Source organism: Radiobacillus sp. PE A8.2 (assembly GCF_045635475.1).
Classification (GTDB): Bacteria; Bacillota; Bacilli; order Bacillales; family Amphibacillaceae; genus JBJGXI01.
Genome location: NZ_JBJGXI010000061.1, coordinates 1 through 20,858 on the forward strand (window position 1 = coordinate 1; position 20,858 = coordinate 20,858).

Sequence of the window (20,858 nt, forward strand, 5' to 3'; positions counted from 1 at the left end):
TTTACTTTGCAGTGCGGGTTCTAATCACATCTATTTCGGGATTAGTAAATCCGGATGCTTCTACTGATTTTCTAAATTTGTTACTTTTCGGTATGCTCTTATCTTTAGGATTATCTAATGTAGTTCAGCTTATCGAAATGATAGTTAACAGGCAGAAAAAACACGCTGTTTTTACATTGTTACTTATAAGTACGATTTTCGTTCTAGGAGTATCCGCATATATGTTGTGAAAAAATCGTTTGCTTAGGCAGAGTGAACTTAGATATTTCTATATATTAGAGATGTTGATGAAAGCAGTTATTTAAGAAAGAACCTTTAATATAAGATGGGAGGAAGTTGTTATATGGAGACAATTGGTAGTATAGGATGGTATCTATTGTTAAATATTATATTTATTGTGATATTAGCCCTTATCTTTTACGCAGTTGGTTCACTGTTTAAAAGATAATAAATTATGATAATCAAAATCAATATATTGAACAAAAATTAGACAGAATTATAGAACTACTACAGAAGGAACATGAGATTGACTATAACCACCTGCATCAATATATCAGCAGAAACACCCCAATTCTAATGGAATAATTATCCTATACCTCAACCAAAGAAAACGAGTAACCCTGTTAAGCATTCGATTCCGTTATTAATTAAATCTAACAAATGGAGCTTCTATAGAGATTTGATAATATTCATCAATTTGTTATTGTTTTCCTCGCTGCCCTCTACGTAAAAGACTAACACGTTTTGTGCAGTAAAAGTTTTGTATGGTTCCAATGACGCAGTAGCACTTTTTTCTTCAAAAACATCCATAGCTTCTTTTCGTGCATCAACATCGGAAAATACATAAATAGATAGGGCAGAACCATCTAAAAAATATATTTGAGGTGGTACACCATTTAGTTTTTGAATAAATATATTTCCACTAGGTAAATCTGCATCTTTTAATTCTAATTCTTTTTCAGCTATAGCATTTTTAACATCTTGTAAAGATATATTGGGCATTGATTTGTCTTCTACAACATCTTGTTTACTGCAAGCGGCAAGTAAAAATATAATTAGTCCGTAAATCAATATTTTTTTGAACACCTATAAGCCTCCTTACCACTTATTTTGACAAGTAGATAAATTTCAGCTGTATCTTCTTCCACATTACTTCACTTTATTTCAATACTTAATGATCTGCCACATCGATACCTCTTTATTTAGCTACTGATCAGTCCTAATTTATCCCAAACGATATCCTTATCTTACCATAATTATTCTGAATAATCTTATTTTTTTGGTTATAAAGCAAACTATTAAAAATATTTACAAGGTTAGTCGAAGTATAACACCAATTAGATTAAACAAAAAAACAACCTCCTTAACGATTAACTTTATCGCCAAGAAGATTGTTTTCAACAAACCTAAATATTCAATTAAAGGGCTCGTTTTTATTCATATGAACAGCTGTTTTCCTTGCTTCACAGAGCAATCCAACATTATCCACTTGTTCTCGTTGAGTTCTGGTAATGTCCGTTAGCAATTAGGGTCTGGTGCACCAGCGTTTGTGGCAGTTTTAAACGAAGAACCACAGCCACATGATACGATTGCGTTCGGATTATCGATTGTGAATCCGCCGCCCATCATGTTTTGTTTGAAGTCAATTTTTGTTCCTTCAATAATTGCTACATCTTGTTTATATATCGTAACTGGAATATCGTTAATAACTTCTACAACATCAAGCTCTTCATTGACGTCGGCATCAAATCCCATTGAATAAGAAAGTCCACTGCAGCCTCCGCCTTTTACACCGAAACGAAGGCGAACATTCTGTTGGTCTTCTTCTTTCATCATTTCTTTTATTTGAAGACTCGCATCGTCCGTAATTTGGATAACCATGTAACGTTCCCTCCTTTTTATCACCATAATTTTATCTACTATACAAGGAAAACGCAAGCAGGTTGCTTGATCATTGCTGCACTAGCTTTGTTCCCAGAAGTAGCTACCAGAAGCAGTAGTCTCGGCTTTTCCTCTCATTTTAACATTCCCGTTTTGTTGCCACGTAATGAATAGATCTCCACCGCTTAAATGTACACAAACCTCTTCATCCTTGCTCGAAAAATCATTTAAAACCGCCGCAACCACGGCTGCACAGGCACCTGTACCACATGCTTGCGTTACGCCTGAACCACGCTCCCAGACGCGAAAATTAATTTCTTTGCTAGAAATCATCTCAATAAATTCCGCATTTACCTCTTCAGGGAAGCGTGAATCTTTGGAAATTACAGGTCCTAGTTCATATAAAGGCGCTTCTTCAATGTTCTCAACAAAAAAGACGGCGTGTGGGTTGCCCATAGAAACTGCGGTAACCTCTAAGGGATGATGTGAAATATTAAATGATTCGGAAATAACTTCGTCCGCGTCGTCGCCTTCCATTGGAATTAAATGACGTTGAAGGATAGGATTTCCCATATCTACAGTTACTTCATCAATAGCAGGACGTTCCCCGTGCACAGTTGCTTCAACTGTTCCTGCTTTCGTTTCAATCGTAAATGTTTTATCCTCTACTAGCTTATTTTCATAGGCGTATTTAGCAACACAACGAAGCCCATTTCCACAATTTTTGCCTTCCGATCCGTCCTTATTAAAAATCCGCATGCCTACCGCTGCTTTATCACTCGGATGAATTAATATAAGCCCATCAGAACCTATTCCCGTATTACTATTGGAAACATCGATAGCTAGTTGAGATAAGTGCTTTTCTTCGATCGTATAGTTAAATAAATCAATATATATATAGCTATTTCCTAAACCGTGCATTTTTGTAAACGGGATCTCCATCCGTAACACCGCCTCTTGTATCTATTATATTGTTCGCTATTAAAATAGGGGATTCTCCTCAATATATTTATAAACATTTTCAACTAATTCTTCTGGTGAATCAGCCATTACAGGTTCTCCGTTCACAATTGCAAATAAAAATTGTGAACAAATCCCACAAAAACTGGTGCATCCATATTCGATCACATCTAAATCAGGATCTTTTTCTAACTCTTCTTTTGCTTTTTGTGATCCTTCTGCTAAATTATTTACACAAAATTCAATTGTTGGATTCATCATCGCTCCTCTTTCTTTAGTAAAGATGAATCCCCTATAACAAACATAGCTTGTCACAAGTATATTGGCAATCTAAACGCACATATTATCTTATTCCTTCCATCTCCAACGCATGGTAAATTGTTTTTAAACGTGGGTTACCTTCTCCGACAATTGTACGATTAACCAAGACTACCGGATAAAAGATATCTTCCTCGAGCACTTTCTTAGCAAATGCTTGATGTGCTTCGTTAGCAGGAGGTTCAAATAAATCTATATATTCATACTCAATAGCTGCCTCTGGGTATTTCCTTGATATAGCGGCCTGTAGCCATTCATACGTATCAATCGAACCCGGTGCACCAACACAGCTTGGGCACGTTTGCGTGGCACCGTAGACCGTAAGTTTTACTTGTGATTGTTCCATGCGTGCTCCTCCTCTATCTTCCTTAATTTATATTTTACAAAAGAACAGATTAAAGTTAAAATAAAATATGTATTATATATGATTTTGAACATTTTCCCATGGACTATCGGTAGTCAATAATAGATTTTTTCGTAAAAACAATTTATAATATATATGAAGTTGAAAGGAGAAGATGGATGATGGATGAACAAGTTCAAGAGGTATTAAATAAATTACGTCCATTCCTTTTACGCGACGGTGGCGATGTAGAATTGGTCGATGTAGACTCTGATGGCATTGTGCGTCTTCGTCTAATGGGCGCTTGCGGTAATTGCCCTAGCTCGACGATCACACTTAAAGCTGGAATTGAGCGTGCCTTAATGGCTGAAGTTCCTGGCGTAACGGAAATAGAACAAGTATTTTAATTGATGGAATGCCAATATAAACGGTAAGCGGATAGTTAGTGTAGCTAACTATCCGCTTTTTCATTCCTGGTAGGAAACGTCTAATTTTAATGTTTTCAAGCCTTCGTTTTCTACTTGTAACGGCAACCATTGAAATTCGGGGAACTGTTTTTTCCAACGCGGGATTTCTGCATCGACAACTTGGTCGTCTACAATCGCAATCATCGTTGGACCAGCCCCACTTAAAAAAGTGCCATACGCTTTATCTTCAACGAATGTAGCTATTTCATCATAATGCGGAATTAGCTCTTTACGGTATGGTTGATGAAATAAATCCTTCTTCATCATTTTTCCTAATAAGCTCCAGTTCTGCGCACATATTGCCGCGACACTGACGTTAGCAACACTACTTGCATGCACACTTCTTCCAAAGCTAAAGCTTTCCGGTAAAGCTGCTCTTGCATCTTTTGTTTTCAACTCAAACTCTGGAATAATTGCAACAAAAGTAACGCCACTAACAGGCACTTTAATCCAATCTACTTCACCATCATAATGCCCGATAACGCAACCACCCATTAAACAGGGGGCTACATTATCCGGATGACCTTCAATTTCTGCAGCAATCTCTAATTTATCTTTTTCTGTCATATTTAATTCAAGTAGTACATTAGCCAATTCAATACCTGCAATTGTTGCCGTTGAGCTACTTCCCAGACCTCGAGCTAACGGTATTTCACTTTTAACCTCTACTCTACAAGAAGGCAACGTTTTATTACCGTATTTCGAAGCGGTTTGTTTAGCAATTTGATACACAAAGTTCGTTTCATCGGTAGGAATTTCATTTAAACAATCAGAAACAGAGATAAACTCCCATCGATCCGATGGTGTAACGGTTAATTCTAAATACAAATTTAACGCCACACCAATAGAATCGAATCCTGCACCGATATTCGCTGTGCTCGATGGAACTCTAATTACCCAACTCATACCATTACACTACCTACGATTTCTTGTGTAACAATCTTTTCATCGTTAGGTAAAACACGTGGTTTGATCTTGCTATAATCAATCGCTGTATTCGGGTCTTTAAGTCCATTACCTGTTAATACCGATACGATTGTCGAACCTGGTTCCACTTGACCTTGCTTAATTGCCTTAAATAATCCTGCAATCGAAGCACATGACGCTGGCTCAGCAAATATTCCTTCATTTTCTGCTAACCACTGATAAGCTTCAATCATTTCTTCATCTGTTATTTCATCAATCGAGCCTTGTGACTCATCTCTAGCAACAACAGCCTTATCCCAGCTAGCAGGATTTCCGATACGAATCGCTGTTCCTACAGTTTCTGGATTTTCGAATACACGATTATGCACAATAGCTGCTGCACCACTCGCTTCATACCCCATCATTTTCGGCAGGCCAGAGGATTTAATTTCGTTATATTCTTTAAATCCTTTCCAATATGCTGTGATGTTACCAGCATTTCCAACCGGAATAAATAAATAATCTGGAGCTTTACCAAGCACATCGACAATTTCAAACGATGCAGTCTTTTGACCTTCGATTCGATAAGGATTAACAGAATTCACTAATGCCACTGCTCCTGTTTCACTAATCTTTCGTACCATCCTTAGCGCGTCATCAAAGTTACCTTCAATTGAAAATATTTCAGCACCATACATAACTGCTTGTGCTAGCTTGCCTTGAGCAATTTTTCCTTCTGGGATCACGACAATACATTTTAATCCGGCACGAGCAGCAAATGCTGCCGCTGACGCCGATGTATTTCCTGTTGAGGCACAAATAACGGCTTTTGCGCCATCTTCCATTGCTTTAGCCATTGCCATAACCATGCCACGATCCTTAAATGATCCAGTCGGGTTTGCACCTTCTATTTTTGCATAGACATCCAGTCCGTGTTGTTCGGAAAAAGATTCTAATTTGATTAGTGGTGTGTTACCTTCTTGTAAACTAAGTGTTGGTGTTGTTTCATTAACTGGTAAATATTGTTTGTATTCGGACAATAGCCCTTTCCATCCTGCCATTATTTATTCCTCCCCTTCTACACGGTAGTAACTGATCATACGTTTTATTACAGACAAGCTTTTCAGTTTTTCTAAGCTATTAATTAACTGTTGCTTACTTATTTTATGCGTAACCATGACAACCTCTGCTGTACCTTTACTGCTTCCTGGTAGTTGCAATATTTTTGCAAAGCTAATTTTTTCATTTGTAAATACATTCGTTAATTTTGAGAATGTTCCTGCTTCATCATCTGCTTCCATTCGGATGAAATATTTCATAAACTTTTCATTATTTTCTTTTAACTGTGTTTGGTACTGTGGCGTAATATAGGAATTCCCGCTAATACCTAAACGAATATTTTTAACAGCCTCCATTAAATCGGATACGACTGCAGTTGCCGTTGGCATGCTACCTGCACCTGGACCATAGAACATTGTCTCTCCTACAGCTTCCCCATGTACATACACCGCATTATATTCATTTTTAACCATCGCTAATGGATGTTCATGTGGTAATAATGTTGGTTCAACACTTACTTCAACTTTACCCTCATGACTAGATGCAATTCCAATTAGTTTGATCGTATAGCCAAGACTATCAGCAAAACTAATATCCTCTTGGGTAATGCCAGTAATACCAATTACTTCAACATCCTCTAAAGCGATATCCATCTTGAATGCTAGATTAGCAAGCAACGTCATTTTACGTGCCGCATCTATGCCTTCTACATCGGATGTAGGATCTGCTTCAGCAAAACCTAAGTCCTGTGCTTCTTGCAGGACTGAAGCAAAATCTAACTGTTCATCAGACATTTTTGTTAAAATATAGTTAGTTGTTCCGTTAACAATACCCATAATTTTCTGAATTCTATCGGAAGCAAGACCGTCTGATAATGACCTTAGAATTGGAATGCCACCTGCAACACTAGCATCGTAAAAAATATCACAACTATTTTCTTTTGCCAATCTTAATAGCTGTTGACCATGAACCGCCATTAGATCTTTATTAGCTGTTACAATGTGCTTTTTATTTCGAAGTGCTTTTTCTAAAAGTAGGTGGGTATCTTCAATTCCACCCATAACTTCGACAATCACATCGATTTCCGGATTGCTTACAAGCTCATCCGCTTCTGTTGTAAGCCAGCTCGGATCAATTTCTACATCTCTTTTCTTATTAACATCATGAACAAGCACTTTTTTTATTACAACTTCGGTACCAAGTTTATATTTAATTTGTTCCTGGTGATTAGTTAAAATCTTAACAACACCAGTCCCAACCGTTCCTAAGCCACATAATCCTACATTAATTTGTTTCAAGCTTACGCCGCCTCCCTTTGTTCCTTTTGCAAATACAACTGTTTATCTATAGTGGACATTATACCGTTACAACTATGCTTTATCAAGGTAAATCTGCCCAAAAACAGTGAATTTAAGCAGAAGTTGGTAAAGAAAGCGCTGCAAGTAAAAAAGCGCAGAGTGAGAGCTAACATGATTTGGCGGCCACACAAGCGCTTATTTTGCCTAAAGTTCCAGTTACGATAATTTGCCGGCCACCAAAGCCCTTATTTTCTAAAAGAAACCCACTGAGGCAATCATATTACTAAATTAAGCGCGCTGGTGGCCGCACAATTTTAATTATGCCTATTTTGTCACAGATAAGAGCACTGGTGACCGTCAGCGACTCCATCGCCCTGTGGCAATAGTCCCCGATGACATAATTGCTCTGGATAAACTATACTAAGCTGTGGAAACATACTCCTCTTTGGCGGGCAAAGAAGCAGTCCTTGGAAAGGGGTGGTTTTCCTCCGCCGCTGTTTAAATTAAATAAAAAGACGCTTTCCAATCTAACTAGAAAGCGCCTCCCATAATTTTTACCAATCCAGCTGTGGTATGCTAGCTGCAACTGCGTCTATGTTTACTTCCTTATAAAATATTTTCAACTGGTTCTCATATGCTGCTTGTCGCTCTAATAACACATGATAGTCGTTATACAAAAGCTCATGATTTTTGCTTACCATTCCATTTTCTATAAAATCAAATAAATGAACAGGATATAATAAGCGCGCGTACAAAAGCCGCCAGCTAAAAATCGATAACGACCTTACCCGATCATATTCTGCTAAAAACTTGCTCGCCTTGGAAATTCCTTGGCCACCTTCTTCGAGCAAATATCCACGAACGACTTCGGCAATGTCCCGGGTCGGGTGGTCATAGACAAACTGATTGGACCAGATTACCGACTGCTGGATTTGATCTGTATAGCGGGCAAAAGTAATACAGGCACGATCATATTCATGGAATCGCCAATCTTGTTCCGATTCTTGTAAATATTGAATAGCATTTTCCGACAATCCAATAATATATGGGAATGTATCAATTAGTAGACGTTGATAACGTGACACTGGTCGCTCCTGATATTGCTGCTGGTAGTATTTTTCGAAAACATCAATTTTGTTTTCCCACAGTGTTCGCCATTGCCCATAGCTTGAAATATGGGGTGGGTCATATGGATAAGCAGAACCAATGTGATGAAAATAAGCTAATGCTTCTGGATGGGTACGAATTTCCTGTTGTTTCTTCAGCTGCGTGTGCATTACAACATAGTCTTGTTGCTCATACCGCGTACTTAATTGTTGGGATTGATTAGCGATTGGGGATGCAATATTTCCGATATTGTTAGAAGCTATAAAATCACTAACTATTTTTTGTTCAAAGTATATCTCTTCAATGTTTTCCATAGGAGTGATAAAATAAAAATCATAACCATTTGTATACCCAGGAACGCCATTTACTGTTGTCTTCCTGCCTTGAAAATCACCCACATACTGGGACAATAATTGCTTCAATTTGACATCTCCCTTTCTCCTAAGCTTCTGATTTAGTCTATGATAACAATTGGGCAATCTGAACTCTAATGAGGAAATCCTTGATGGGTATATTAGTAAAATACTATTCTTAATGTTAGGTGGATGAACATGGAACAACACACAAATGCAACAGCATTAGAAAAAAAAGCTAGGTCTTGGTTACAAGAGCGTGGTGTAACAATTGATGATATTGCTGATCTCGTTTACTATTTACAAAATAAATACCAGGATAATTTAACAATGGACGATTGCCGTCATCATGTACACAAAGTATTAATGAAGCGTGAAGTACAAAATGCGATTATCACTGGAATCCAGTTGGATGTATTAGCGGAGAAAAAACTTTTGGAAGAACCGTTGCAAGAAGCAATTAGCATCGATGAAAGCTTGTACGGTGTTGATGAAATAATTGCCTTTTCTATCGTAAACGTGTACGGCTCTATCGGATTTACCAACTATGGTTATATCGATAAACAAAAACCAGGAATCTTGGCAAAGCTTAACGATAAATCAACCGGACAATGTCATACCTTTTTGGATGATTTAGTGGGAGCCATCGCTGCTGCGGCATCTAGTCGTTTAGCTCACTCGGCGGCTAATGATCGTGACATTGATTAATTATTTTTTAATGAAACCTCGCGGCCCATGCGAGGTTTTTTTGCGCCTTTTTACACTTCCATATTTATGTAAATTGTGCTAATATTTTTAGTTGTCTAATAAAATTATCGTAAAGTAGGTCATACATATGAAACTAAGTCAACGCTTGTATTGGATCATACCGGTTTTATTCTTAACCGTGGGAACAGGAATTTTATTCTTTCAAAACCTGTTAGAAGTAACAGAAGTACCTGAAGATGATTGGAGCCGCGCAATACCAATTGGAGAATTAAGCGGGAATAAAGCACCTATTATAACAGAACAAGATAATCAACTAGCATTAACTTATTTCGAAAATGAGACGTTAGTTCAGGATATATATGATCAAAATCTTAATTTCGTTACAAAAGAAGCATACCAAAATCTTCCTTTTGATAAATGGACGCAAGCTTTTATAGCAGAGAATACGGTACTATATCACGATTATTATCATATTTACGATGGGGAAACCAACGAACAAATTACTGCTGCTAATGGATTTTTTCCACTTTCAACAAGCCTATTTTATCAAAAGGAATTAACCTTGTATAAGCTTGATCCAACTACATATCAATCTTATCCATTGGTAACATTCGATCGTGAACCAGAAGGCGTAATTCCTAAACAAACAGATGATGGCAAAAATGTCTTGTTTACTTACACGCGAGATGTGAATCAATTACATCTCACATTATTTGATCTTACTAAAGATCAAGCTGACATAATATATGAAAGTTCTCTTGCAATTGGTCACGATGAGCAAGTTGTTGAATTAAATTACGCCATCAACGAAGATCAACTTGCAGTGGTTTTGAAATTAAAGCGAAAACCACAGGGTGGCGGCACTCCAATTATCACGACCAAATTTATGGAAACAAATATTTCAGATGCGAAACAGACACAGCTTATGGAACTAACATTCGGTGATCCGAAATCGGACTACGTTTTAGACGAAGTAGGCGACATTTCTATTGCATATGTTGATAGTCAAGTTAATCTGCTCTTTTCAGCTTTAGGAAGTACAGAAACTACCTTTAAGGATGCAGATGCATTTAACATCTATCAAGCTGTTGAACATGATGGGGAATGGGTTGTACAACGTCGTAGTAATACAAGTGGATTATCTACGAAGCCTGCATGGATGATGGAAAATCAAGTATTATGGTTAGAAAAAGATGGCGCTAATAGCACATTGTATGTTTCATCCAATGATCCAGAGATTATTAATCGAGCAGATTCGTGGAATCGTGATGATTTCTTAAATGCACTAGGTAAAACACTCGGTATGCTATCTGTTTCATTATTTACCCTGTTTGTAACGGCAATCTGGTATTTAGTACCGTTTACACTTATCTCGCTAGGATTATTAGTTAATCGCAGAGTAATCGATGGAGATCCTAGTTGGATTTATTATAGTGGTGTCGGTGTTTATTTATTGACAGCTTTGCTTTTTAAGGACAATTTGTTTATTGACAATGTTTATCAAAATGGGCCTGACTACTTAACATTCACGAATAGCGATTTTGTCTATATTATTGGATTCGCCTTAATCGCTCATCTCACTACATTGCTCGGAGCAAGACGAAAGGATTGGAGCAGACCAATTGATGCTTTCTACTTTATCTTAGTTCACATCTTATTATTAACAATATTCTTTGGGCCATATTTAATATAGAAACGAAACACAAATTGCCCCTGATTTTCACAAATCAGGGGCATTTCTTTTTATTTATGATTATTTTGCAATGTGGTTAATGCGCAAAACAGCTAAACTCCGTCGTAAGGTAGTGCTTGGGATAGTGCTATCACCCGTTCCGTCAGAATACTTCGCTTTCCGCGGGGAGCGACGAGCCTCCTCGAACTGCGTTCTGCGGGGTCTCGTCCCTGCTCTTTTTTCCCGCAGGAGTCGAGGTATTCTGCCTCCACTTGCTTAGTATTTCAAATTGTAGAAAAGCGTGAGGAAACTATTCCATCAGAGGAAATGAACTTCGACTCCTGCGGGAATAGTGGCTCACTAGCCCCCCGCGGAAAGCGAAGTGGATTTCCGGAGCGGTGCAAGCACTCTCCAAGTTACGACGGAGTTTACTTCAATTACGACTTATCTATTCTTTAGAAAATGCTGTTACTACATCAAGCTCATTATTCAAATATGTACGAATATGTGTACTAAATTGCTCTAACTCATCGAAATGCTTGTTCATTGTTTCAAAAATAAAATCATGATTTACCGTTAAGTATTCTTTTACTAACTTCTGCCTTAAACCAATTATTTCTTTATAATTATCGATTTGATCAACCGGCAATACACGTTCATCGACGAGAATATCAATAATATCAAAAAAGCTTCCCGGATCGCGCATAATGAATCCGTCAATCATCATATTACCAACATCAAGCATCGATTCAATAATCATCTGGGATATACGCTCGAGACTAAGCTTCTCTAAAAAGGACTCAAATGAATGCTGTTCTAATTCTTGTAACAAACCTTCCATATATAAAAGTGTTTCTTCAATTTTATTTCGATCAACAAAATACATTGTTACTTCCTCCTACTCGTTACTCCCCACTATCATACCATAATTTTTTTCGAATTATTGCTAGTACGCAAAACATGCAGATCAGGCAAAAAAGATAGGACGCATGGATAATAAACCTTGTCTCGGAAAAAATAAGGATATAACAGGAGGTTATCTGATGTTCAATGAAGATGAGGAAAAATACTCTGACTTTTCTAACGTGGAAGCTGGAAGAAATTATTTAATACCAGAACAGCTACCTGAAGGCCCATATGGCTCACCAATAAATAAGGATAAACCAGTACAAAATAAAAGTACGCCATGGAAAGAAGGGCAACGATATTATAGTGCCTTCAATTTTCCTGATAAAGATCAGCACCAAGATCTTCCTAGACAGGAGGATGGTGCACACCCTATCCATGATCATGATGGTGATGTTGAGCCAAATGAAGAAGATAAATAAGACGAGCTACCCTTTTTCTTAGGGTAGCTACCTTAGTCTGTTTGGCGCTTCATAATAAAGTACGCACATCCAAAATTACAATACTCATATAAATAATCGTCTAATGTACTTATTTTCGTATCAAACGTAGCTTTTGGATTTTGGTCATCATAAAATCCTTTTAATCGTAACTGCTCATAACCCCAATCACCAACTACGAAGTCATATTTGCTTAAGATATCACTGTAACGTTCCTGTAGGACATCATTATTATATCCATTCTTTACATCCTCAATGATTTCATATTTATTACCTTGGACTTCTATTATCAACAACTTTCACCCCTTAATTTCTCGTTCTAGTGTATCATAATTTTAATCTTTTTTAACTAACAAAAGCAATAGCCCAAGCAATTCATTTTTTAGGATATGATTTACTAGCATGTATTTTGAAAAAGGAATCAAACTAAGACATGGGGAGATTTATTTTACCAGGAGGGTTAATCATGGTCTTAAAAAAGTACGTTCTTTCATTTTTAATTGTACCACTGCTTATTATGGCTGGCTGTGCAGGTACAAATAATGCTGATTCTGATCGAACCGAGGAAGCGGATAATGACTTAGATGAGTTTATGGAGCCTGCACAATCAAATGGAGATTTAAATGGTCAGCTTGGTTATGTCAATTACAACAAAGATGAACTTGAAATGACAGATGACCAACCACAGGTTGTTACTGTTAACAGACAAAAAATGGCGGACACAATTAGCCGCATGATTTTGACTTATGAGGGCTTTGAACAAGTTGCAACACTTGTAACCGATGATGAGGTATTGATTGCTTATCAGAAGCCTGATGATCTAGACCGAAACAAAGCAGCTTCAATCGTAAAGAAAACCGGTCTTTCGATACTACCTCGATTTTATGATATCTACGTTTCTGATCAAGCAGTATCTTTTCGTGACATTCAAAGCTTACAAAATTCTACAACATTGAATGATAATTACGAGCAGACGCTGGAAAATATTATTAATGACATGAAGAAACATCCTCAGGGAGAGTATGTGAGCGAAAACAATAATATGGAAAATGAAAACAAGTAAAATTTGGCACCTGAACCTATTTATTTAGGATAGGGTGCTTTTTTCCATTTATCTTTCTGCTCATGTCGTACACACTACATACTAGTGACGGTCTATCAGGAGGTGAAAATGTTTTAATGCTTACAATTAGTCGATTTATCGTAATCGTATGTGTATGTATCACCGCAAACATAGCACATTTATCTTACGTGTCAGCAGAAGAAGAAGTGGATAAAGATGAACAAAGAATGGCACTTTATAAAAAAACAGAAGCACTTACAATGATCCCTTGGTATTACCTTGCTGCCATCGACCAATATGAGCGTAATACACAAAAAGAAACTGCATCGGAAGATTTAATAGCTATTACAATACCCGAGTTTGATTGGTATGGTGCAGGTAATATTACGAATAGCAACGAATCATATATGATTTCATTGTTTAATGGCATAGGACAAGATGGTAACGGGGATGGTTTGGCAGATCGTAAGAACAATGAAGATATTTTATACACAACTGCTAACTATCTTCGTACATTTGGTTCCTCTAAGGATGACATAAAAATTGCTTTATGGCGTTATTATCAAAGGGACTTATCAGTTCAAACCATTATCAATATCGCCAAAGTTTATAAAACTTTTGATACGATTGCATTAAATGACAATGATTTTCCGATTCCGCTTCAACACAACTATAGCTATCGTAACACGTGGGGAGATGCGCGCGGCTTCGGTGGAAGAAGAATACATGAAGGCACAGATATTTTTGCCAACTACGGTGTACCGGTCAAATCAACTACCTATGGTGTCGTTGAGATGAAGGGTTGGAATCGCTTTGGTGGTTGGAGAATTGGTATTAGAGATATACGAAGTAACTATCACTATTATGCTCATCTAAATGGTTACCAAGAAGGCCTTGAAGTAGGAGACGTTGTAAAGCCTGGTGATGTGATTGGTTCAGTGGGGGCAACTGGATACGGGCCACCTGGAACGTCAGGTAAATTCCCACCACACCTGCACTATGGCATGTATAAAGACAATGGATATAGCGAGTGGTCGTTTGACCCTTATCCATATTTAAAACGTTGGGAGCAGCAAGCGAGGAAGAAAAAGTAGAGAAACAAAAGCGCAAGCGCCCGTTTAGCGACGTATGGACTGGACTGAACCGTAGGAAATAAAGGAAACACGGTGAACGAAGTGAACCGATGTTGACTTATCGTACGGAGGCGGGTGTTGTCTCACTAGTCGCTGGGTGCTGGAGCTGGATGTGGCTAAATAACTTAGTAAGATATCCACAGTTGTTTAATTTTATAATTTCCTGGACAGTAAGAAAAGCGCGCAGAGCGCCGCCCGAGAAACGTAGCGACTGGAGCGAATCGACTGAGATAAAGGAATTATCCCCCTGCAAAAGGGGTATGTCGACGTTGGACGACAAGTCCTCTCTTAGTCGACCTTCCATTAAACTTGAATCGATGATCACTTAGCGTAAGGCGATTCGTGAAGTCGTGTAGTTTCTGGCGCTCGGAGCTAGACACTTGTACAAATTTCTTTACTTCCATAGAGAAAGAAAAACCCTTACCACTGAATGATGTGGTAAGGGTTTTAAATATTTATTTATTTGCTTTTGAAACTAGAACTGCATTTATAATACTAGCTGCAAGTCCTCCCCAAATCACAACTACACCAATGATCGCCATTGTAATTGCTCCACCTGACATAATTATGCACCCTCCTCTTCCTTAGACTTATTATCTGAAGAGTTTGGCCATTTTTTCAGCGTTAGTAACGCACCTACAAAGATTGCTCCCACAGCTACGAGCCATCCGTAATTGAATAAGAAGTCGACTGGATATTTTCCGTAGAACAGAAGCTCACCCGTTTCTTCATCAACAGTTCCAGTTATTTCTGTTCTAAGGTTTTGTAGCATCATGAACCCGAGTACAACCGGTGTAATAATTCCAAGACATACTCTCCACCAAGTACCAATCTTAATATCCGATACGTCATTAGCGTGGTTTTGGAAGTCTTTTAATGATTTTGCAAACCATGCGATTGCAACTACTTCAAATAGACCTGACAATGCTACACCATAACTATTAATAAAGTGATCGACTGTGTCGAGTAAATTTAACCCACCTTGATTAGCAAAGAACAACGATAAAAGGGTAGCTAAACCGACACCAGTTGCAATAGCAGCTCCACGCGAAATATTAAACTTTTCTTGCAATCCAGCTACATATGTTTCAGAGATAGAAATCATGGAAGATAAACCAGCTAAAACAAGTGATGCAAAGAATAAGAATCCAAAGAATCCTGAAGCAGGCATTTGGCTAATTATTTCCGGGAATACCATGAATGCCAAACCAATTCCGCCATCAACTACTTCGGAAACTGGTTTATCGACCTGATTAGCCATAAATCCTAATGCTGCAAATACACCTATACCTGCTAGCAGTTCAAATGAAGAGTTTGCAAACCCTGTAATAAATGCATTATTAGTTAGATCTGATTTTTTCGGTAAATAAGAAGCATAAGTAATCATAATTGCAAATGCTATCGATAAACTAAAGAAAATTTGCCCATATGCCGCCACCCAAACTTGACCATTTTTAATCATCGACCAATCCGGCTTGAAGAATGCATCTAGTCCATCTAATGCACCTGGTAAAGTTACAGCACGAACAACAATGATCAAGAATAACACAATAAGTGCAGGGATGAAAATTTTGTTGGCAACTTCAATACCTTTTTTAATTCCAAGTCCAAGGATAATAAAAACCAGTGCCCATACGGCTAACAATGGCCATAGAACATGAGGTACCATTGAACCAAAAGTACCAGCATTAGATAAATTCAAGTAATCTTGTACGAAAAATAAAGTTGGCGAATCCGCACTTTCCCACTGTGTACCGAATGAAAAATATGAATACATGATTGCATAGGCAATGATAATAGGGTAATACACGGAAATAACAAATGAAACGGCTACTTGCCACCAGCCAATCCATTCCATACCTTTGCTAACTTGACTATAAGCTCTTGGTGCTGATCCTCTGAACTTATGACCAATCGTGTATTCCATAATTAGCAATGGAATACCCGCAGTTAAAAGTGCAAATAAGTATGGAAGAAAAAATGCACCTCCACCATTTTCATACGCTGTTGCTGGAAAACGCCAAATATTTCCTAAGCCGATCGCTGAACCCATCGCTGCTAAAAGGAAACCTAAACGTGATCCCCATTGTGAACGATTTTCCATAGTAATACTCCCCTTTCCAAGGTTAAAATGCCTTCCTTTTACTTTTATGCAAAAGTAAATCCTAGAATGTTTATAAAGTTTTATTTATTCTGACATTTTATTATTATAAACATGCTTACATGACGTGTAAAGAGATATTTATTAACTTATTCAGGATTTAAATACAAAAAATGGAAGCATTAGAAATATACCTAATACTTCCATTCTAGTTTGATCACTTAATGATAACATCTACTGTTTTAGATTCCGTTTAAAAGGAAGGATCAATCGGTAAGGAAATATCTCCAGCATTTCCACCACCATCATTATAGTAATACGGTACTTCCCCATTAATTCCTCTGTTTCCTATTGGAATTCGCTGTTCCAAATGAACGGGTGCAGATTCAAACGGGATCAACACGCGCAATTCCACTTCAATTAAAACATACATTTCGATGTACGTATTATTAATACCAAGATCTAGCACCGAACTTTTCACCTCGGTACTAACAAATCCTGTTGTTTCTATATTTACCGGTATTCTTGGGCCAAAATTAGCAAGCAGAGGGATTCCCAATACTTGACCAATAGGTATTTCAATAAGATTGGATTTTTCTCTAACAGCTTCAGATGAAGGCTGTTCTTCCTGATCTAATTCTACGTCCAGTGGTGCCCCTTGATCTGGAATATTCCCTTTTTCGAGTTCCGCTAAGAAGTTCTCCACACGGTATTGAATATTACGTTGCACTCGGTTTTGAACAACTGGATTGAATCCATAAGAGACGACATTACCCTCCTCATCATAGTCAATCTCAATCAAATCCTCTGTATCTAAATCTTCCACTAATTTTTTATTTACCGCAATCCCCATCGCCCGATTCGCATGTTGCTCTGTACGATATTGTGCTATCTCTATCAATATTGGTGTGATTTTATTATTAATAACGATAATACTAATAAAAATGGATAGGACAAACAATATAAACGTTATGATGAAAATATGTTTCATGGGAGGTGGAGTTATATTGCTTTTAAACCTAGGCCCTGTTCGCACGTTAAAAACCCCCTTACAAAACAATATGATTGTATGAAGAGGGTTAGAATTTATAAAATATATTTTTCCATATAAAACTTACTCAGCAATCTTTAGTAATGCCTCTTTCGTGTTCATGCCTTCTCTCCAGCCGAAATTCTCCGCCTCTGTTGTCACTTTGTCTAATGGGGCATCTAGCAATGCTTCGATTGTTTTTACACCTACTGCTCTAGCTGCTACAATTTTTCGCTCTGCTAGCTTATTACTTAGCAAATCCACGTCAAGTGCGCCGCACATGACATAGCCAACTTCATTGGAAATGATAAGCAGATTCGTTTTTGGCAATTTCACTTGTGTTGCTGTAAATGGTTTGTTATCTATAATTAAAGGTGAAACAGAAATCATGATATACACACCCCTTTCTCCTATCAATATATGGAGAAAGTGTGTGTTTGTGACTTGTCTAAAAGTTATCTTTTAAAGTATCGACAAGAAGGTCACGCAGAAATTCTGGCATATAATACTTTTTATAAGGAGAGCGGGCGATCTCGGGTAATAACTTACCAAAAGTAAACATATCAGCGGTAGCTACATGATATGTTTTTTCTTTTTCCACGGGAGCATCATTAATCGAAACACGTTTAATTTGTCTTCCATCTTGACCCACTTCGACGTTGATTCCACTGAACACCATCCGTCCAATAACCTCACCGCGAAAACCAAATCCTTTAAGTTGCAGATTCATCAATGCATCGGTAAAGCTGCCACGGATTACCTCTAACAATTCCGCTCCTGTGAGTTGGACAACACAAGGATTAATCGGATGTGGACAAACCCGGTGCACATCAAGATAGCTTACCGTACCTGCGGGTAATTCCTGTAACAACAAACCTGCATTCAACATGGCAACATCAGCATTCGTCCATGCTTGTAACGTATCTACTAATTTATTTATTAAAGCTGTCTCATGATACCAATCGACATGTAATGGTTCAGCTAAAGTTGTTACCGTCTTACTAAGGATGTTTTTTGCCTGTGTTGTTAAACTTTCTAGTTTTTTTGATGTTGCCTGATCACCAGTTAATTCATCTATTCTTGTTGTATACGCTTGTTTATCGACTAATTTGCTTTGTTTGTGATCCCAAGAAAGAATCACTTCACCTGCATAATAGCCGTGCTTTCCTGCTGCTGTCAGCAATACCGTATTAATGTACTCTCCATGACGGAATAAATGATGGGTATGACCACCGATTATGACATCAATATCAGAATACCTTCGGGCAATTTCTTCATCTTCATTTATTCCTAAGTGAGACAATAAAATAATGATGTCAGAGTCTTTCTTAAGTTCATCTATTGACTCATCCAATACTTCAAATGGCGTCCTTACATGCCAGCCAAGCTGATGGTAAAATGCATTAAAAGGAGCAGTTAAACCGATAAATCCAATCGTAACACCATGCTGTGATATTACTTGATGTGTTTTTTTTAGCCATGATGGTGAATCTCCCTTATGATTTTCTAAATTAGCACACACTACTTCAAAGGTGGCTTCATCGTATAAATGGAATAAATCTTGATAATCAAGTGTAATACCTTCATTGTTACCGATCGTAGCGATATCATATTGAGCAGCACTAAGTAATTCAACATTTGCTTTACCCATCATCGCTTCTGCAATTGGATGAGAACGATCAACATGATCGCCGATATCAACTAGCCAATGCGATTGCCCTTCTCTTTCTCTCTGGTGCTTTTTGTCGTTAAAATAGCCAACAAGCTTCGCCCAATTATCAAAGTGGCTATGTAGGTCATTACTATAATAGATGAAAAGTTTTTCAAGCATATAAATACCCCTATCCTATGCCTTGCCAAATTAAACGAACACCAATGATCACTAATAGTATTCTTAGTACCCATTGTACCGTATTTGCATTTAAACGTTGGTTCACTTTGGCACCAATTGTTCCGCCAATCCACGCTCCCGGGATAAATAACCAGACATATTGCCATGGAACATTGCCGAGTGTTATATGTGTAACTGCACTAAAACTGCTTAAGAAAATGATCATAAACATCGACGTTGCCGTAGCAATATGTGGCGGAAATCCAAACAACAAAATCATCGCAGGCACCATTAATGACCCCCCGCCAATACCAAACAGGCCAGAAAGAATACCTACAATAAATGAAAGTATGATTGCTCCGCCCCAAGGAACCGAGTATGTGTATGCAGTCTGATCTATGCTTATACTTCTATTTAACGACCACTTACTATTATGATTATTTTCTATTTGTTTTGGTGATCTCTTAATAAAAAATGTAAAAAACATACAAACCATCACCGAACCAAAATAAATAGAAAATGTTTTCGTATCAATAAATTGATTCAGCCATGAACCGAGAATACCTCCGGGGATGCATCCGATTAAGAAAACAAATCCACTAGTAACATCGATTCTTTTCGATTTAAAATAAGAAATACTTGATGATATACCTGTGAAAACCATTACCACCAACGAAATACCAACAACCGTTTGCGGTATAACCCATGCAAAATCGTCAAGGTAAACGTGTAATAATAACAGGATAGGCACAAGAATTGTACCACCACCAAGTCCTACTAGGCTACCGAAAAATGCTGCTGCAAATCCAACTGCTAAACAAATTATAAAAACCAAAAGAATCCCTTCGATCAACGAATTTAAGTATTTTTTTAGGCTGTTTCTAAGCGATTGTTGTTAATACGCATAATAGCTAGAATGAGTCGTAACGTAGTGCTCGTGATTTCCGCTCCAGGCAGTCGCTCTCCGCGGGCACGGCTTCAGCTAACTCAGAAGCAAAGAGCGCTTCTGAGTGGATCTTCAGCCCGTGCTGTTCCCACAGGAGTCGACTGCCTGGAGCTCCAATCACCCGACGTAAAGAGCAATCCCGTTAGCAGCGTAGGTAATCCACTTTGACTCCTGCGGGACTAGTGGCGTAAGTGAGACCCCGCAGAACGCAGTTCGAGGAGGCTCACTAGCCCCCCGCGGAAAGCAAAGTGGATTTCCGGAGCGGTGCAAGTATTCTCCAAGTTACAACGCATTTTACTTCAAATATGTCATAAAAAGCAATAAACTTTAAGAAAA

25 protein-coding genes are annotated in these 20,858 nt (G+C 37.9%); 8 read left to right on the forward strand and 17 right to left on the reverse strand.

The window, feature by feature from the left end; all coding sequences use genetic code 11:
* Both ACI6MV_RS22265 and ACI6MV_RS22270 read left to right on the forward strand, forming a co-directional pair.
* Positions 1-230, forward strand: a 230-nt coding sequence (locus tag ACI6MV_RS22265; protein WP_407272534.1) for a hypothetical protein, incomplete at its 5' end; no start/stop codon positions are given.
* A 217-nt stretch (positions 231-447) separates the two neighbouring features.
* Entirely contained in the window at positions 448-585 is a 138-nt protein-coding gene (locus tag ACI6MV_RS22270; RefSeq protein ID WP_407272562.1) for a DUF4083 family protein, read from the forward strand.
* 84 nt (positions 586-669) lie between these two features.
* On the opposite strand, the gene ACI6MV_RS22275 is transcribed toward ACI6MV_RS22270, so the two are convergent.
* The 5 genes from ACI6MV_RS22275 to ACI6MV_RS22295 form a co-directional block, all read right to left on the reverse strand.
* Complete coding sequence (locus ACI6MV_RS22275; protein WP_407272535.1) at positions 670-1,086, reverse strand: hypothetical protein; 417 nt, start codon at positions 1,084-1,086, stop codon at positions 670-672.
* 432 nt (positions 1,087-1,518) lie between these two features.
* Positions 1,519-1,881, reverse strand: a complete 363-nt coding sequence (locus ACI6MV_RS22280; RefSeq protein WP_407272536.1) for a HesB/IscA family protein — start codon at positions 1,879-1,881, stop codon at positions 1,519-1,521.
* Positions 1,882-1,962: 81 nt separating this feature from the next.
* Positions 1,963-2,823 carry a diaminopimelate epimerase gene (gene dapF, locus ACI6MV_RS22285; protein ID WP_407272537.1) on the reverse strand — a complete coding sequence of 287 codons (861 nt, stop codon included), beginning with the start codon at positions 2,821-2,823 and terminating at the stop codon, positions 1,963-1,965.
* Between the two features lie 39 nt (positions 2,824-2,862).
* Positions 2,863-3,102 carry a YuzB family protein gene (locus ACI6MV_RS22290; RefSeq protein ID WP_407272538.1) on the reverse strand — a complete coding sequence of 80 codons (240 nt, stop codon included), beginning with the start codon at positions 3,100-3,102 and terminating at the stop codon, positions 2,863-2,865.
* 82 nt (positions 3,103-3,184) lie between these two features.
* On the reverse strand, positions 3,185-3,505 hold the full coding sequence (locus ACI6MV_RS22295) for a YuzD family protein (RefSeq protein ID WP_407272539.1): 321 nt from the start codon (positions 3,503-3,505) through the stop codon (positions 3,185-3,187).
* A gap of 179 nt (positions 3,506-3,684) precedes the next feature.
* On the opposite strand from ACI6MV_RS22295, the gene ACI6MV_RS22300 reads away from it, so the two are divergent.
* A complete protein-coding gene (locus tag ACI6MV_RS22300) occupies positions 3,685-3,909 on the forward strand; it encodes a NifU family protein (protein ID WP_407272540.1) in 225 nt (74 codons plus the stop codon).
* 60 nt (positions 3,910-3,969) lie between these two features.
* On the opposite strand, the gene thrB is transcribed toward ACI6MV_RS22300, so the two are convergent.
* The 4 genes from thrB to ACI6MV_RS22320 all read right to left on the reverse strand — a co-directional run bounded on the left by thrB (position 3,970) and on the right by ACI6MV_RS22320 (position 8,761).
* On the reverse strand, positions 3,970-4,875 hold the full coding sequence (gene thrB, locus ACI6MV_RS22305; protein ID WP_407272541.1) for a homoserine kinase: 906 nt from the start codon (positions 4,873-4,875) through the stop codon (positions 3,970-3,972).
* A complete protein-coding gene (gene thrC / locus ACI6MV_RS22310; protein ID WP_407272542.1) occupies positions 4,872-5,936 on the reverse strand; it encodes a threonine synthase in 1,065 nt (354 codons plus the stop codon). The genes thrB and thrC overlap by 4 nt, the downstream gene beginning before the upstream one ends.
* A 3-nt stretch (positions 5,937-5,939) precedes the next feature.
* On the reverse strand, positions 5,940-7,232 hold the full coding sequence (locus ACI6MV_RS22315; protein WP_407272543.1) for a homoserine dehydrogenase: 1,293 nt from the start codon (positions 7,230-7,232) through the stop codon (positions 5,940-5,942).
* Between the two features lie 554 nt (positions 7,233-7,786).
* A complete protein-coding gene (locus tag ACI6MV_RS22320) occupies positions 7,787-8,761 on the reverse strand; it encodes a protein kinase family protein (protein ID WP_407272544.1) in 975 nt (324 codons plus the stop codon).
* A gap of 129 nt (positions 8,762-8,890) precedes the next feature.
* Between ACI6MV_RS22320 and ACI6MV_RS22325 the strand changes: the two genes are divergently transcribed.
* Together ACI6MV_RS22325 and ACI6MV_RS22330 are read left to right on the forward strand one after the other, a co-directional pair.
* Positions 8,891-9,400 (forward strand): phosphatidylglycerophosphatase A family protein, encoded by a 510-nt coding sequence (locus ACI6MV_RS22325; RefSeq protein WP_407272545.1) that lies wholly within the window; start codon positions 8,891-8,893, stop codon positions 9,398-9,400.
* A 127-nt stretch (positions 9,401-9,527) separates the two neighbouring features.
* On the forward strand, positions 9,528-11,093 hold the full coding sequence (locus ACI6MV_RS22330; protein WP_407272546.1) for a hypothetical protein: 1,566 nt from the start codon (positions 9,528-9,530) through the stop codon (positions 11,091-11,093).
* Positions 11,094-11,520: 427 nt separating this feature from the next.
* Here the strand turns inward: ACI6MV_RS22330 and ACI6MV_RS22335 are convergent, their stop codons facing one another.
* Positions 11,521-11,958, reverse strand: a complete 438-nt coding sequence (locus ACI6MV_RS22335) for a DUF86 domain-containing protein (protein ID WP_407272547.1) — start codon at positions 11,956-11,958, stop codon at positions 11,521-11,523.
* A 157-nt stretch (positions 11,959-12,115) separates the two neighbouring features.
* Here ACI6MV_RS22335 and ACI6MV_RS22340 point away from each other — a divergent pair, with 157 nt between their 5' ends.
* Positions 12,116-12,400 (forward strand): cytosolic protein, encoded by a 285-nt coding sequence (locus ACI6MV_RS22340; RefSeq protein WP_407272548.1) that lies wholly within the window; start codon positions 12,116-12,118, stop codon positions 12,398-12,400.
* Positions 12,401-12,432: 32 nt separating this feature from the next.
* On the opposite strand, the gene ACI6MV_RS22345 is transcribed toward ACI6MV_RS22340, so the two are convergent.
* Positions 12,433-12,708 (reverse strand): YutD family protein, encoded by a 276-nt coding sequence (locus tag ACI6MV_RS22345; protein WP_407272563.1) that lies wholly within the window; start codon positions 12,706-12,708, stop codon positions 12,433-12,435.
* Positions 12,709-12,884: 176 nt separating this feature from the next.
* Between ACI6MV_RS22345 and ACI6MV_RS22350 the strand changes: the two genes are divergently transcribed.
* Both ACI6MV_RS22350 and ACI6MV_RS22355 read left to right on the forward strand, forming a co-directional pair.
* Positions 12,885-13,481, forward strand: coding sequence for a YhcN/YlaJ family sporulation lipoprotein (locus tag ACI6MV_RS22350; RefSeq protein ID WP_407272549.1), 597 nt, complete (start codon positions 12,885-12,887; stop codon positions 13,479-13,481).
* 116 nt (positions 13,482-13,597) lie between these two features.
* Positions 13,598-14,575 carry a M23 family metallopeptidase gene (locus ACI6MV_RS22355; RefSeq protein WP_407272550.1) on the forward strand — a complete coding sequence of 326 codons (978 nt, stop codon included), beginning with the start codon at positions 13,598-13,600 and terminating at the stop codon, positions 14,573-14,575.
* Positions 14,576-15,069: 494 nt separating this feature from the next.
* Here the strand turns inward: ACI6MV_RS22355 and ACI6MV_RS22360 are convergent, their stop codons facing one another.
* From ACI6MV_RS22360 to ACI6MV_RS22385, 6 genes are all read right to left on the reverse strand, one after another.
* Positions 15,070-15,177 (reverse strand): MetS family NSS transporter small subunit, encoded by a 108-nt coding sequence (locus ACI6MV_RS22360; protein WP_407272551.1) that lies wholly within the window; start codon positions 15,175-15,177, stop codon positions 15,070-15,072.
* A 2-nt stretch (positions 15,178-15,179) separates the two neighbouring features.
* A complete protein-coding gene (locus tag ACI6MV_RS22365) occupies positions 15,180-16,718 on the reverse strand; it encodes a sodium-dependent transporter (protein WP_407272552.1) in 1,539 nt (512 codons plus the stop codon).
* A gap of 250 nt (positions 16,719-16,968) precedes the next feature.
* Positions 16,969-17,706, reverse strand: a complete 738-nt coding sequence (gene yunB / locus ACI6MV_RS22370; protein ID WP_407272553.1) for a sporulation protein YunB — start codon at positions 17,704-17,706, stop codon at positions 16,969-16,971.
* Between the two features lie 123 nt (positions 17,707-17,829).
* Positions 17,830-18,135, reverse strand: coding sequence for a YunC family protein (locus ACI6MV_RS22375; RefSeq protein WP_407272564.1), 306 nt, complete (start codon positions 18,133-18,135; stop codon positions 17,830-17,832).
* 58 nt (positions 18,136-18,193) lie between these two features.
* The gene (locus tag ACI6MV_RS22380) at positions 18,194-19,576 is read right to left on the reverse strand and encodes a bifunctional metallophosphatase/5'-nucleotidase (protein WP_407272554.1); all 1,383 of its coding nucleotides are present in this window, start codon (positions 19,574-19,576) and stop codon (positions 18,194-18,196) included.
* A 10-nt stretch (positions 19,577-19,586) separates the two neighbouring features.
* Entirely contained in the window at positions 19,587-20,411 is an 825-nt protein-coding gene (locus tag ACI6MV_RS22385) for a sulfite exporter TauE/SafE family protein (RefSeq protein WP_407272555.1), read from the reverse strand.
* Positions 20,412-20,858 lie beyond the last annotated feature (447 nt).